Source organism: Arthrobacter burdickii (genome assembly GCF_030433645.1).
Lineage (GTDB): Bacteria > Actinomycetota > Actinomycetes > Actinomycetales > Micrococcaceae > Arthrobacter_D > Arthrobacter_D burdickii.
In genome coordinates this window covers 2686091-2700226 of the sequence record NZ_JAROCG010000001.1, presented here as the reverse complement: position 1 = coordinate 2700226, position 14136 = coordinate 2686091, and the positions used below count along the sequence as shown (strand labels likewise).

The 14136-nt window shown below is 68.8% G+C and carries 12 protein-coding genes; all 12 read left to right on the top strand.

Features of this window, described 5'->3' with window-relative positions:
• Nucleotides 1-50: 50 nt before the first annotated feature.
• The 12 genes from uvrA to secG all read left to right on the top strand — a co-directional run bounded on the left by uvrA (nt 51) and on the right by secG (nt 14075).
• Nucleotides 51-2960, top strand: coding sequence for an excinuclease ABC subunit UvrA (gene uvrA / locus P5G52_RS12670; RefSeq protein ID WP_301227873.1), 2910 nt, complete (start codon nt 51-53; stop codon nt 2958-2960).
• A 101-nt stretch (nt 2961-3061) separates the two neighbouring features.
• The gene (locus tag P5G52_RS12665; protein WP_301228798.1) at nt 3062-3733 is read left to right on the top strand and encodes an HAD hydrolase-like protein; all 672 of its coding nucleotides are present in this window, start codon (nt 3062-3064) and stop codon (nt 3731-3733) included.
• Nucleotides 3720-4388: a lysophospholipid acyltransferase family protein gene (locus P5G52_RS12660; protein WP_301227871.1), complete on the top strand. Its 669-nt coding sequence runs from the start codon at nt 3720-3722 to the stop codon at nt 4386-4388. The genes P5G52_RS12665 and P5G52_RS12660 overlap by 14 nt, the downstream gene beginning before the upstream one ends.
• A gap of 102 nt (nt 4389-4490) precedes the next feature.
• On the top strand, nt 4491-6521 hold the full coding sequence (uvrC, locus tag P5G52_RS12655) for an excinuclease ABC subunit UvrC (RefSeq protein ID WP_301227870.1): 2031 nt from the start codon (nt 4491-4493) through the stop codon (nt 6519-6521).
• Between the two features lie 100 nt (nt 6522-6621).
• On the top strand, nt 6622-7521 hold the full coding sequence (gene rapZ / locus P5G52_RS12650; RefSeq protein WP_301227868.1) for an RNase adapter RapZ: 900 nt from the start codon (nt 6622-6624) through the stop codon (nt 7519-7521).
• A complete protein-coding gene (locus tag P5G52_RS12645) occupies nt 7521-8543 on the top strand; it encodes a gluconeogenesis factor YvcK family protein (protein WP_301227866.1) in 1023 nt (340 codons plus the stop codon). Before rapZ ends, P5G52_RS12645 begins: the two co-directional genes overlap by 1 nt.
• Before the next feature lie 10 nt (nt 8544-8553).
• Entirely contained in the window at nt 8554-9534 is a 981-nt protein-coding gene (gene whiA / locus P5G52_RS12640) for a DNA-binding protein WhiA (RefSeq protein ID WP_087073261.1), read from the top strand.
• 118 nt (nt 9535-9652) lie between these two features.
• On the top strand, nt 9653-10282 hold the full coding sequence (locus P5G52_RS12635; protein WP_087073821.1) for a superoxide dismutase: 630 nt from the start codon (nt 9653-9655) through the stop codon (nt 10280-10282).
• Nucleotides 10283-10548: 266 nt separating this feature from the next.
• Nucleotides 10549-11559 carry a type I glyceraldehyde-3-phosphate dehydrogenase gene (gap, locus tag P5G52_RS12630; protein ID WP_301227862.1) on the top strand — a complete coding sequence of 337 codons (1011 nt, stop codon included), beginning with the start codon at nt 10549-10551 and terminating at the stop codon, nt 11557-11559.
• A 12-nt stretch (nt 11560-11571) separates the two neighbouring features.
• On the top strand, nt 11572-12822 hold the full coding sequence (locus P5G52_RS12625; RefSeq protein WP_301227860.1) for a phosphoglycerate kinase: 1251 nt from the start codon (nt 11572-11574) through the stop codon (nt 12820-12822).
• A 133-nt stretch (nt 12823-12955) separates the two neighbouring features.
• The gene (gene tpiA, locus P5G52_RS12620) at nt 12956-13771 is read left to right on the top strand and encodes a triose-phosphate isomerase (protein ID WP_301227858.1); all 816 of its coding nucleotides are present in this window, start codon (nt 12956-12958) and stop codon (nt 13769-13771) included.
• A gap of 52 nt (nt 13772-13823) precedes the next feature.
• Complete coding sequence (gene secG, locus P5G52_RS12615) at nt 13824-14075, top strand: preprotein translocase subunit SecG (protein ID WP_087073253.1); 252 nt, start codon at nt 13824-13826, stop codon at nt 14073-14075.
• The last annotated feature ends 61 nt before the right edge of the window (nt 14076-14136 follow it).

Sequence of the window (14136 nt, the reverse complement as noted above, 5' to 3'; positions counted from 1 at the left end):
AAGAGTTGTTCGAACATGTCTTCGAACTCTTTTTCACCTACAGTTGTCTGGTGTCTATAGCAAATTCTCTTGAGCAGCACGCCCGCAATCCGGAGCCCGCTCCCCAGGACCTGTCCCGGCTGATCGTCAAGGGCGCCCGCGAACACAACCTGCGGAACGTCGATCTCGACCTCCCGCGCGACGCCATGATCGTCTTCACGGGCCTGTCCGGTTCGGGCAAGTCGTCCCTCGCCTTCGACACCATCTTCGCGGAGGGGCAGCGGCGGTACGTGGAGTCGCTCTCCGCCTACGCGCGCCAGTTCCTCGGCCAGGTGGACAAGCCGGACGTCGACTTCATCGAGGGCCTCTCGCCCGCGGTCTCGATCGACCAGAAGTCCACGAGCAAGAACCCCCGTTCCACCGTCGGGACCATCACCGAGATCTACGACTACATGCGCCTCCTGTGGGCCCGTGTCGGACGCCCCCACTGCCCCGTCTGCGGCGAGCTCGTGGCCAAGCAGACGCCGCAGCAGATCGTCGACCAGCTGCTCGAGCTCGACGAGGGCACCCGCTTCCAGGTCCTCGCCCCCGTCGTGCGGGCGCGCAAGGGCGAGTTCGTCGACCTCTTCCAGGAGCTGACCGCGAAGGGCTATTCCCGCGCGCGGGTGGACGGCAAGCTCATCCAGCTCAGCGATCCGCCGAAGCTGGGCAAGCAGTACAAGCACACGATCGAGGTCATCATCGACCGCCTCGTCGTCAAGAGCGGCATCCAGCAGCGCCTCACGGACTCCGTGGAGACGGCGCTCAAGCTCGCCGACGGCCGCGTGCTGGCCGAGTTCGTGGACCTGCCCGAGGACGACGAGAAGCGACTGCACGCCTTCTCCGAGCACCTGGCGTGCCCCAACGAGCACCCGCTCGCGATCGACGAGATCGAGCCGCGCTCGTTCTCCTTCAACAACCCCTTCGGCGCGTGTCCCGCCTGCACGGGTATCGGCAGCAAGCTCGAGGTCGACGAGGAGCTGGTGGTCCCCAACCCGGACCTGAGCCTCGCCGAGGGTGCCATCGCGCCGTGGTCGCTCGGAACGGCGACCCTCGAATACTGGACCCGCCTGCTCGAGGGACTCGCCTCCGAGCTCAACTTCGACCTCGCAACGCCCTGGCGCAAGCTGCCCGACCGGGCGCGTGAGGCCGCCCTGTACGGCAAGGACCACAAGGTGGTGGTGCAGTACAAGAACCGGTTCGGCCGGGAGCGGAAGTACAGCACCGGCTTCGAGGGTGCCATCCAGTACATCCAGCGCAAGCACGCGGAGACGGAGTCCGACAACGCGCGGGACCGGTACGAGGAGTACATGCGGGAGATCCCGTGCCCCACGTGCGGTGGCGCGCGGCTCAACCCGGCGTCGCTGTCGGTGCTCATCAACGGCCGCTCCATCGCCGAGGTGTCCGCCATGCCCATGCGTGACTGCGCGGAGTTCCTCGACAACCTCGTGCTCACGGGGCGCGAGGCGCAGATCGCCAACCAGGTCCTCAAGGAGATCCAGGCACGCCTGACCTTCCTCCTCGACGTCGGACTCGAGTACCTCAACCTGGAACGGGCGTCGGGCACGCTGTCCGGCGGCGAGGCCCAGCGCATCCGGCTCGCCACGCAGATCGGATCGGGACTCGTGGGCGTGCTGTACGTCCTGGACGAGCCCTCGATCGGCCTGCACCAGCGCGACAACCGCCGTCTGATCGAGACCCTCACGCGGCTGCGGAACCTCGGCAACACCCTCATCGTCGTCGAACACGACGAGGACACCATCGCCGAGGCCGACTGGATCGTCGATATCGGACCGGGGGCGGGGGAGCACGGCGGTGAAGTGGTCCACTCGGGTCTGCTCGAGGACCTCCTCACCAACGAGCGGTCCCTCACCGGCGACTACCTCTCGGGACGCCGCAAGATCGAGATCCCGGCGAAGCGCCGCAAGATCGACCGCTCCCGCCAGCTGAAGGTCGTCGGCGCACGCGAGCACAACCTCACGAACGTCGACGCGACCATCCCGCTCGGCGTGCTGACCGCCGTGACCGGCGTCAGCGGGTCCGGCAAGTCGACCCTGGTGAACGACATCCTCTACAAGGTGCTCGCGAACAAGCTGAACGGTGCCAAGCAGGTCGCCGGGCGGCACAAGCGGATCGACGGCCTGGAGCACCTCGACAAGGTCATCCATGTGGACCAGAGCCCCATCGGCCGCACGCCCCGGTCCAACCCCGCGACCTACACCGGCGTCTTCGACAACATCCGCAAGCTCTTCGCGGAGACCACCGAGGCCAAGGTCCGCGGGTACCTCCCGGGCAGGTTCTCCTTCAACGTGAAGGGCGGCCGCTGCGAGGCGTGCTCCGGCGACGGCACGCTGAAGATCGAGATGAACTTCCTGCCCGACGTCTACGTCCCGTGCGAGGTCTGCCACGGCGCGCGCTACAACCGCGAGACGCTGGAGGTGCACTACAAGGGCAAGACCATCGCCGACGTGCTCGACATGCCGATCGAGGAAGGCGCCGAGTTCTTCGCGGCGTTCAGCCCCATCGCCCGGCACCTGAACACGCTCGTGGAGGTGGGCCTCGGATACGTGCGGCTCGGCCAGCCCGCCACGACCCTCTCGGGCGGCGAGGCGCAGCGCGTCAAGCTCGCGAGCGAGCTGCAGAAGCGCTCGAACGGGCGGAGCATCTACGTCCTCGACGAGCCGACCACCGGCCTGCACTTCGAGGACATCCGGAAGCTCCTGCTGGTCCTGCAGGGACTCGTCGACAAGGGCAACACCGTCATCACGATCGAGCACAACCTCGACGTCATCAAGAGCGCCGACTGGGTCATCGACCTCGGTCCGGACGGCGGCTCGGGCGGTGGCCAGATCATCGCGACGGGCACGCCGGAGCAGGTCGCCCAGAACGAGCGCAGCTACACGGGCACCTTCCTCAAGGAGATCTTCGACAAGGTCGGGTAGCTCCCTGCGGCGTCGGGGACATGGCGTCGTGGATATACCGGGGAGGGCATGCGGAATGCATGCCCTCCCCGGTGCTATGGCAAGCTTGCCCGGTGGCGAATATGCATGCACTGATACTCTTCGACCTCGACGGGACGCTCGTCGACCCCGCGGGGGCCATCACCGGAGGCATCAGTTCGGCGCTGCGCAGCCACGGCCTGCCCGTGCCCGACGACGACGCCCTGCAGGCCATGGTCGGACCTCCCCTCGTACATTCCCTCACCGCGCTGGGTGGCGTGCCGGCAGCGCGTGTGCAGGAGGTGATGGCCACCTATCGGGCGGGGTACGTCTCGACCGGCATGGCGCAGAGCCGCCCCTACCCGGGTGTCGCCCGCTGCGTGGAGGCCCTCGCCGCAGAGGGAGCGGTGGTCGCCGTCGCGACCCAGAAGCCGGAATGGCTCGCCGAGGAGCTCCTCGAGGCGCAGGGCCTGCGGCACCTCTTCGCGTCGGTGCACGGCTCCCCGCGGGACGAAGCAGCGGCGGTCGGCGGCAAGGAGCCCATCATCCGGGCGGCACTGGAACACCACGGGCGGCACGCCGACGGGGCGGTTCCTGGTCGGGCGGTGATGGTCGGTGACCGCCGGCACGACGTTGAGGGCGCTCTCGCCAACGGCCTGTCCTGCATCGGCGTCGCATGGGGGTTCGCCGCTCCCGGGGAGCTGGAGGACGCGGGGGCGTCCGCCGTCGTGCAATCCGCCGAGGAACTGCTGGAGGTGCTCCGTGGGGGTCTATGACCTGACGCGCAGCACGACGCGCGGACTCATCGCCGGACTCTGCCGGCCCACCGTCGAAGGACTGGGCAACGTGCCCAAGGACGGCCCCTTCATCGTCGCGGCGAACCACCTCTCCTTCCTGGACAGCGTGCTGGTGCAGGCGCTCATGCCGCGGCCGGTCGCGTTCTTCGCGAAGGCCGAGTACTTCACGGGGAGGGGAGTGAGAGGCGCGCTCATGAAGTCGTTCTTCGAGGGCGTCGGGTCCATCCCGGTGGAGCGTGGACAGCAGGCCGCCAGCGTCCAGGCGCTCAGGACGCTCCTCGACCTGCTGGAACAGGGCGACGGCGTCGGGATCTACCCCGAGGGGACCCGCTCGCGTGACGGCAGGCTCTACCGGGGGAGGACCGGCGTCGGCTGGCTCGCGCTCACCACCGGGGCGCCCGTGGTGCCCGTCGGCCTTCTCGGCACCGAGGCCCTCCAGCCCGCGGGGAAGAAGGGAGTCCGCCCGCAGCACTTCACCATGCGCATCGGGGAGCCGCTCGTCTTCGCGAAGACCGGGCCCGGCCACCCGCTGCCGGCGCGCCGCAGCGCGACGGACTCCATCATGGACAGCATCGCCGCGCTGACCGGCCAGGAACGGGTGCCGCACTATAACCAGAGCCCTGCGACCGAGTAGTGCCCGAAGGCTTCGCCGATGCGGCCGGATCCGCGTCAGCGGTCAGCGGAAAGCGGTGCCCCCGGTCAGCGTCCGTTCCCGCTCCGTCCTAGGATGAAAGGCGTGGCGAACCCAGTAACCTACCGGCCGAAGACCGGCGAGATCCCGCTCGATCCGGGCGTCTACCGCTTCCGGGACGAGCACGGCAGGGTCATCTATGTCGGCAAGGCCAAGAACCTGCGCTCACGCCTGAACTCCTATTTCGCGAACCCCCAGGGCCTGCTCGCCAAGACGCGGAGCATGGTGTTCACCGCCGCGAGCGTCGAGTGGACCGTCGTCGGGAGTGAACTCGAGGCGCTCCAGCTCGAATACACGTGGATCAAGGAATTCAATCCACGGTTCAACGTCATGTTCCGTGACGACAAGTCCTACCCCTACCTCGCCGTCACCATGGGGGAGAAGTACCCGCGCGTGCAGGTGATGCGCGGCGACAAGAAGAAGGACACGCGCTACTTCGGCCCGTTCTACCCCGCCAAGGCCATCCGCGAGACCGTCGACACCATGCTCCGCGTCTTCCCGGTGCGCACCTGCAGCAGCGGGGTGTTCAAGCGCGCGGAGCGGACCGGCCGGCCCTGCCTCCTCGGCTACATCGACAAGTGCTCCGCACCCTGCGTCGGACGCATCAGCCCCGAGGACCACAAGGCCCTCGCCGGTGAGTTCTGCGACTTCATGTCCGGGGAGGCGAAGAAGTTCATCTCCGGACTCGAGAAGGAGATGGCGGCTGCCGTCGCCGAGCTCGACTACGAGAGCGCCGCCCGCCTGCGCGACGACATCGCAGCACTCCGCCGCGTGTTCGAACGCAACACCGTCGTGCTCAGCGAGGACACCGACGCGGACATCTTCGCCCTCAAGGAGGACGAGCTCGAGGCGGCAGCGCAGGTCTTCCACGTCCGGGGCGGCAGGATCCGGGGACAGCGCGGCTGGGTGGTCGAGAAGGTCGAGGACATGGACACGCCCGACCTCGTGGAGCACCTGCTCCAGCAGGTCTACGGCGAGGGCAGCAGCAGCAACGAGCAGATCCCGCGCGAGGTCCTCGTCCCCGTGCTGCCCAGCAACTCCGACCAGATGCTCGAATGGCTCCGGGGCCTCCGGGGAGCGCGCGTGGACGTGCGGGTTCCCCAGCGCGGCGACAAGGCCACGCTCCTGGGCACCGTGGAGCAGAACGCCGCGGACGCCCTGCGCCTGCACAAGAGCCGCAGGGCCGGTGACATCACCACGCGGTCCGCCGCCCTGCAGGAGCTGCAGGAGGCCCTCGACCTGCCGCAGCCGCTGATGCGCATCGAGTGCTTTGACATCTCGCACGTGCAGGGCACCAACGTGGTGGCCTCGATGGTCGTCGTCGAGGACGGCCTGCCCCGGAAGTCCGAGTACCGGAAGTTCTCCATCACCGGGGACGCCGCGCGGGACGACACCGCCTCCATGTACGACGTGATCCACCGCCGGTTCCGCAACTACCTCGCCGGGAAGGGGGAGCAGCCCGCTGCCGGTCCCGACCCCGACGTCGACCCGGTGGACGACGAGGCATCGGTCCTCGAGCACCCCGACGTAGATGCGCAGGGCGAGCCCGTCCGGGACACGACGACGGCGATCTCCCGCAACCGTTTCGCGTATCCGCCCAGCCTCGTCGTCGTCGACGGCGGCCCGCCGCAGGTGGCCGCCGCCTCGCGCGCGCTGGCGGACCTCGGGATCGACGACGTCTTCGTGATCGGCCTCGCAAAGCGCCTCGAGGAGGTGTGGATCCAGGACAGCGAGTTCCCGGTCATCCTTCCCCGGGCGTCCGAGGGCCTGTTCCTGCTGCAGCGGATCCGCGACGAGGCCCACCGCTTCGCCATCACGTTCCACCGGCAGAAGCGCGGCAAGTCGATGACGGCGTCAGCCCTCGACGAGGTCCCCGGGCTCGGTCCGGCGAAGCGCAAGGCCCTGCTGAAGCACTTCGGCTCGGTCAAGAAGATCCGGGCGGCCACTGTCGAGGACCTCGTGCAGGTACCGGGTGTGGGACCCGCACTCGCCGAGACCATCCGCACGTCCCTCGCCACCGATGACGCCGCCGCCCCGGCCGTGAACATGACCACGGGCGAGATCATCGAAGATTAGCTAGGCTGAAGGCGCGGCCGCAGGAGCGCCGCTGAGACCGCACACCAGGGCAGGCCGGGATACCGGGTGTCCCGTCGAGCCGGAACGGACGCACCACGATATGACTGAGGCCACGAGCCTGACTCCGGTCAAACCCACCGAGTCCGAGCTGCTGGTGGTGACCGGCATGTCGGGCGCCGGGCGCAGTACGGCCGCGAACGCGCTGGAGGACCACGGCTGGTACGTGGTGGAGAACCTCCCGCCGCAGATGCTCACGACGCTGACCGAGCTCGTGGCGCGGACGCCGCAGTCCATCCCGAAGCTGGCCGTGGTCATCGACGTGCGCGGCAAGGAACTCTTCCTCGACATCAAGGCGGCCCTCGACGGCCTGCGGTCGGCGGGGGTCAACTACCGGGTGCTCTTCCTCGATGCGGACGACACCGTGCTGGTGCGGCGCTTCGAGCAGGGCCGCCGCCCGCATCCGCTGCAGGGCGACGGCCGCATCCTGGACGGCATCGCTGCAGAACGCGACGTGCTGAAGGACATCCGGTACTCCGCGGACATCGTGATCGACACGAGCGAGCTGAACGTGCACGCCCTCGCCACGAGCGTCACCGAGCTGTTCTCGGAGTCCGGTCCCATCGTCCTGCGGCTGAACGTGATGAGTTTCGGCTTCAAGTACGGCCTGCCCGTGGACGCCAACTACGTGGCGGATGTCCGCTTCATCCCCAACCCCCACTGGGTGCCCGTCCTGCGACCCCAGACCGGACTGGACGAGCCCGTCCGCGACTACGTCCTCGGCGCGCAGGGCGCGGGCGACTTCATCGATCGGTACGTGCATGCGCTCGTGCCCGTCCTGGACGGCTACCGCCGCGAGAACAAGCACTACGCGACCATCGCCGTCGGGTGCACCGGCGGGAAGCACCGGTCGGTCGCGGTGACGGAGGAGATCGCCCAGCGACTGGCCCAGCTGCCGGGCGTGCAGGTCACCGCACACCACCGCGACCTCGGGCGTGAGTAGTGGCGCTGTTCTCGGGCCCCCTTCCCCTCGTCCCGCCGGCGGCGCGCAGGAAGGGTGAGGGCGGCGCGGGCCCGACCGTCGTCGCCCTCGGCGGCGGGCACGGACTGTCCGCGTCGCTGTCCGCCCTGCGGCTCCTGACGCAGGAGCTGACCGCCGTGGTGACGGTGGCCGACGACGGCGGGTCGTCCGGGAAGCTCCGGAGGGAACTCGGGGTGCTGCCTCCCGGCGACCTCCGCATGGCACTGTCCGCCCTGTGCGACGACACCGACTGGGGCCGCACGTGGCGGGACGTCATGCAGCACCGCTTCGCATCGCGGGACGGGGTCGAGGGATCGCTCGACGGCCACGCCATGGGCAACCTCCTCATCGTCACGCTCTGGGAACTGCTGGGCGACCCGGTGGCGGGCCTGCAGTGGGCCGGCGCACTCCTCGGGGCGCGCGGCAGGGTCCTCCCGATGGCGAGCGTGCCGCTCACGATCGAGGGCGACGTGCTCAGCGAGGTGCACGGCTCCCTCCGGGTCCGCACGGTCAGCGGGCAGGCGCAGCTGGCGGTCGCCGCGGAATCCGGGAACGTGAGCAACGTCCGGCTCCTCCCACCGGAGGCTCCTGCCTGCAAGGACGCGCTGGAGGCCATCGAGCTGGCCGACTGGGTGATCCTCGGACCCGGGTCCTGGTACACCTCGGTGCTGCCCCACCTGCTGCTGCCCGAGCTCCGCGGCGCGCTGTGCCGCACCTCCGCGCGGCGGTGCCTCACGATGAACCTGAGCAACGACACCAAGGAGACGCAGGGCATGAGTGCCATCGACCACCTGAACGTGATCCGCCGGTACGCCCCGGATTTCACGGTGGACGTGGTACTCGCCGATCCCGCGGTGATAGGGGACAGGTCCGAGTTCGAGCGAGCCGTGGCAGGGATGGGAGGACGCGCCGTCTTCGGTACAGTGGGGGTTTCGACCGGTAAGCCCGTGCACGACCCGCTGCGGCTGGCGACGTCCTACAACGACATGTTTGGGGAGAACTAGGAGTGTATCTGTGGCCCTGACCGCCGACGTCAAAGAGGAACTGTCCCACCTCGACGTCAAGAAGTCCTCGGTCCGCAAGGCCGAAGTGTCCGCGCTGCTGAGGTTCGCAGGGGGCCTCCACATCATCTCCGGCAGGATCGTCATCGAGGCCGAAGTGGACCTCGCCTCGACGGCCCGCCGGCTCCGTGCCGCCATCGCCGAGGTGTACGGACACACCAGCGAGATCATCGTCGTCACGGGCGGGGCCCTGAAGCGGGGGAACCGCTACGTGGTCCGGGTGGTGCGCGACGGCGAGTCCCTCGCCCGCCAGACCGGGCTGCTGGACAGCCGCGGCCGTCCGGTGCGCGGACTGCCGTCCGCCGTCGTCAACGGTTCGACGGCGGACGCCGAGGCCGTCTGGCGCGGCGCGTTCCTCGCGCACGGCTCCCTGACGGAACCCGGACGCTCCTCGTCGCTCGAGGTGACCTGTCCGGGTCCCGAGTCGGCCCTCGCCCTCGTCGGTGCGGCCCGGCGGCTGGACATCGCCGCCAAGGCGCGGGAGGTGCGCGGCGTAGACCGTGTGGTCATCCGCGACGGCGACACGATCGCCGCCCTCCTGACGCGCATGGGCGCCCACGACGCGCTGATGGTGTGGGAGGAACGCCGGATGCGCAAGGAGGTCCGCGCCACCGCGAACCGCCTCGCCAACTTCGACGACGCCAATCTGCGCCGCTCCGCGCAGGCTGCCGTCGCCGCCGGCGCCCGCGTCGAACGTGCCCTCGAGATCCTCGGTGAGACCGTGCCCGAGCACCTGCGCTACGCCGGGGAGCTGAGGGTGGCCCACAAGCAGGCGAGCCTCGACGAACTCGGCCGCCTCGCCGACCCGGCGATGACCAAGGACGCCATCGCCGGCCGCATCCGTCGCCTCCTGGCGATGGCGGACAAGAGGGCCTCCGACATCGGGATCCCGGGGACCGACGCCAATGTGACCCCGGACATGCTCGACGAGTGAATGAGTGCATAGGATGGAACGACAAGCCCGCTTCTGATCAAGCGGACCGCGTGCCGTCCGGATGTCCGGCGGCGCTGCGGACCGCGCGGGCGCCCCGGATCACTACATGGAGGACTACGTGAGCGCATACGTACTGCCGGATCTCGACTATGACTACGCGGCCCTCGAGCCGCACATCTCGGGCCGGATCATGGAGCTGCACCACTCCAAGCACCAGGCCACCTACGTCAAGGGCGCCAACGACGCCCTCGCGCAGCTCGCCGAGGCCCGCGAGAAGGGCGAGTTCGGCACCATCCCGAAGCTCTCCAAGGACCTCGCGTTCCACGTCGGCGGTGTCATCAACCACAGCATCTTCTGGAAGAACATGTCCCCCGAGGGCGGCGACAAGCCCGTGGGTGAACTCGCAGCGGCCCTCGACGACGCCTTCGGGTCCTTCGACGCTTTCCGCGCCCACTTCAGCGCCGCGGCGACCTCGCTGCAGGGCTCGGGATGGGCCGTGCTGGCATACGAGCCGCTGGGCAAGAACATCGTGATCGAGCAGCTCTACGACCAGCAGGGCAACGTGCCGGTGGGCACCGTCCCCCTGCTGATGCTGGACATGTGGGAGCACGCCTTCTACCTGGACTACGTCAACGTCAAGCCCGACTACGTCAAGGCCTGGTGGAACCTCGTGAACTGGGCCGACGTCCAGACCCGCTTCGAGGCGGCCCGGATCGGAGCGTCCGTCCTCATCACCCCCGGCCTCTAGGCAGGGCGGCTCCGGGCGGGGGTTCCATGCCCGTCCGGAGCCTTTCGCGCGTCATCAGTGCGCGCGCAACGCCGCGCTGAGTAAGGTGGGAGCCGTGCAGGGACATCTCCCGCACGGCTCCGAGGACGCCACCCACGCTCCGCAGGGAGCCAGCAGGACCCGATTCACTTCGGCACGAAGGTGTGCCCGGTACCAGATTTATTCGTCGCCGGCATCGCCCGAGAAGGGTCGTCCGGCGGCACCACCTATGAAGGAGATGGAAACCAGTGACTACTCGTGTTGGAATCAATGGCTTCGGCCGCATCGGCCGCAACTACTTCCGCGCGGCCCTCGAGCAGGGCGCAGACCTCGAGATCGTTGCCGTCAACGATCTGACGAGCCCCGAGGCCCTCGCGCACCTGCTGAAGTACGACTCCGTCACCGGACGCCTGAAGGCCTCCGTGGAGGTCGACGGCGGTGACCTCGTGGTCGGTGGCAAGCGCGTCAAGGTGCTTGCCGAGCGCGACCCCGCGAACCTCCCCTGGGCAGACCTCGGCGTCGACATCGTCATCGAGTCCACCGGCTTCTTCACGAAGGCATCCGACGCGCAGAAGCACATCGACGCCGGCGCCAAGAAGGTCCTGATCTCCGCTCCCGCCTCCGACGAGGATCTCACCGTGGTGCTCGGCGTCAACGACGGCGAGTACGACCCCGAGAACCACCACATCATCTCGAACGCGTCCTGCACCACGAACTGCCTGGGCCCCCTGGCCAAGGTGCTGAACGACTCGTTCGGCATCGAGCGCGGACTCATGACGACGATCCACGCCTACACCGCCGACCAGAACCTGCAGGACGGCCCCCACAAGGACCTCCGCCGCGCACGCGCCGCAGCGATCAACATGGTCCCCACCTCCACCGGTGCGGCCAAGGCGATCGGCCTCGTCCTCCCGGAGCTCAAGGGCAAGCTCGACGGCTACGCCATCCGCGTCCCCGTCCCCACGGGATCCGCCACGGACCTCACCGTCACCCTGGGCCGCGAGGTCACGGTCGAGGAGGTCAACGCCGCGTACAAGGCTGCCGCCGCCGACGGTCCCCTGAAGGGCTACCTCTCCTACACCGAGGACCCGATCGTGTCCTCCGACATCGTCACGGACCCGCACTCGTCGATTTTCGACTCGGGCCTGACCAAGGTCATCGGCAACCAGGTCAAGGTCGTCTCCTGGTACGACAACGAGTGGGGCTACTCGAACCGCCTGGTCGACCTGACCGAAATCGTCGCTGCCAAGCTCTCCTAGGCGGTCCCGTCCGTGGCTTACGCATCACTCGACGATCTCCTCGCTGAAGGAGTCCGGGGACGCCGCGTCCTCGTCCGCTCCGACCTCAATGTGCCCCTCGAGGGCGAGGTGCCCTCGCTGAAGGTCACCGACGACGGCCGCGTCCGCGCGTCCCTGCCCGTTCTGCGCAAGCTGAGCGAGGCAGGGGCCGCCGTCATCGTCCTGGCGCACCTCGGGCGGCCCAAGGGCGCCCCGGAGGAGAAGTACTCGCTCAAGCCGGCCGTCGACGCCCTTCGGGACCTCGCGGATTTCCCGGTCACCCTTGCACCGGACACCACGGGGGAGGGCGCGCGCAGCGCGGCCGCCGCGCTGTCCGACGGCGAGGTGCTCGTGCTCGAGAACGTGCGTTTCGATGCACGCGAGACGAGCAAGGACGATGCGGAGCGCTCCGCCTTCGCCCGCGAACTCGCGGACCTGGCCGGCCCTGACGGCGCCTATGTCGACGACGCCTTCGGGGCGGTCCACCGCAGGCACGCGAGCGTGTACGACATCGCCGCGCTGCTGCCCGCCTACCAGGGCGACCTGGTCCGGGCGGAGCTCGTCGTGCTCGAGAAGCTGACGAAGGATCCGCAGCGGCCCTTCATCGTCGTCCTCGGCGGCTCGAAGGTGTCCGACAAGCTCGCCGTGATCGAGAACCTGATCGGCACGGCGGACCGCATCCTCGTGGGTGGCGGGATGGTGTTCACCTTCCTCGCCGCCCAGGGCTTCAGCGTGGGCGGCAGCCTGCTCGAGAAGGACCAGATCGACACCGTCCGCGGCTACCTCGAGCGGGGGGCACGCGACGGCACGCAGTTCGTCCTGCCGACGGACATCGTGGTGGCGGAGAAGTTCGCGGCGGACGCGGGCTCCAGCGTCGTCGCGGCCGACGCGATCGAGGCGGGCACGTACGGAGCCTCCGGGATCGGCCTGGACATCGGACCCGTCACCGGCCGGGACTTCGCCGCGAACATCGCGGAGGCGAAGACAGTCTTCTGGAACGGGCCCATGGGGGTCTTCGAGTTCGAAGCCTTCGCCGGCGGTACGCGGGCGGTCGCGCAGGCCCTCGTGGATGCACAGGCGAACGGCGCCCTCACGGTGGTCGGCGGCGGTGATTCCGCCGCTGCTGTCCGTGGCCTCGGTTTCGCCGACGACCAGTTCGGGCACATCTCCACCGGTGGTGGAGCGAGCCTCGAATACCTCGAGGGCAAGGAACTGCCCGGCCTGACCGCACTCGCCCGCGACTAGCGGGACGACAGCGGCCAGGCAGGCGCAGGACCGGCACGATTAGCCGCCCGACGACCGGGCGCACAGGAATGGCGGGATCCGCAGGGCACATGCCCTGCGGATCCCGCCGTCAACGAACAGGGAGAGTACGACGATGACCACCTCGACCAACGGCGCCTTCGACCGCCGGCCGCTCATCGCGGGCAACTGGAAGATGAACCTGGACCACATGCAGGGCATCACCTTCCTGCAGAAGCTGGCCTGGACCCTCGATGACGCAGGCCATGACTTCTCGCGCGTCGAGGTGTCCGTCTTCCCGCCCTTCACCGACCTCCGCGGCGTCCAGACCCTCGTGAAGGGCGACAACCTCGACGTCGTCTTCGGCGGGCAGGACCTCTCGCCGGAGGACTCCGGTGCCTACACCGGCGACATCTCCGGACAGTTCCTCAGCAAGCTCGACTGCACCTACGTCCTCGTCGGCCACTCGGAGCGCCGCACACTCCACAACGAGTCGGACGAACTGCTCAACCGCAAGGTGCACGCGGCCTACCGCCACGGCCTGGTGCCCGTCCTCTGCGTCGGTGAGGGCCTCGAGATCCGCCAGGCCGGGAGCCACGTCCCCCACACGCTCGACCAGCTCCGCCAGGGCGTCGCTGGGCTCACCCCCGAGCAGGCGTCATCGCTGGTGGTCGCGTACGAACCCGTCTGGGCCATCGGTACGGGCGAGGTCGCGGGACCGGAGGACGCACAGGAGATGTGCGCTGCCATCCGCGCCGAGCTGGGTTCCCTCTTCGACGCGGAGACGGCCTCGAAGACCCGACTGCTGTACGGCGGCTCGGTGAAGGCGGCCAACGCCGCGAGCATCCTCAAGGAGCGCGACGTCGACGGCGTGCTCGTCGGCGGTGCGAGCCTCGACGTAGCCGAGTTTGCTAGTATTGTCAGGTTCGAACAGCATCTGGTGACAGACTAGTTCCGTGCGCCGGCCGCTCCGCAGAGCGGCTACCGAGCCTTGAAAGGGCCCCGTGGAAATCCTTCGTATCATCCTGCTTGTCCTGCTCGGGATCACCAGCCTCCTGCTGACCCTGCTGATCCTGCTCCACAAGGGACGTGGCGGCGGTATGTCGGACATGTTCGGTGGCGGCATGACCTCGAGCATGGGATCCTCCGGCGTGGCCGAGCGGAACCTGAACCGCTTCACCGTGACCCTCGGGCTCGCCTGGGGCGTCGTCATCGTGGCGCTGGGCCTCATCCAGCGCTTCGCCGGTGAGTCGTAGGACGCACCCCCGATTCACGGGAAAGCCCCCGCTTCCGGACGGAAGCGGGGGCTTTTTCGCG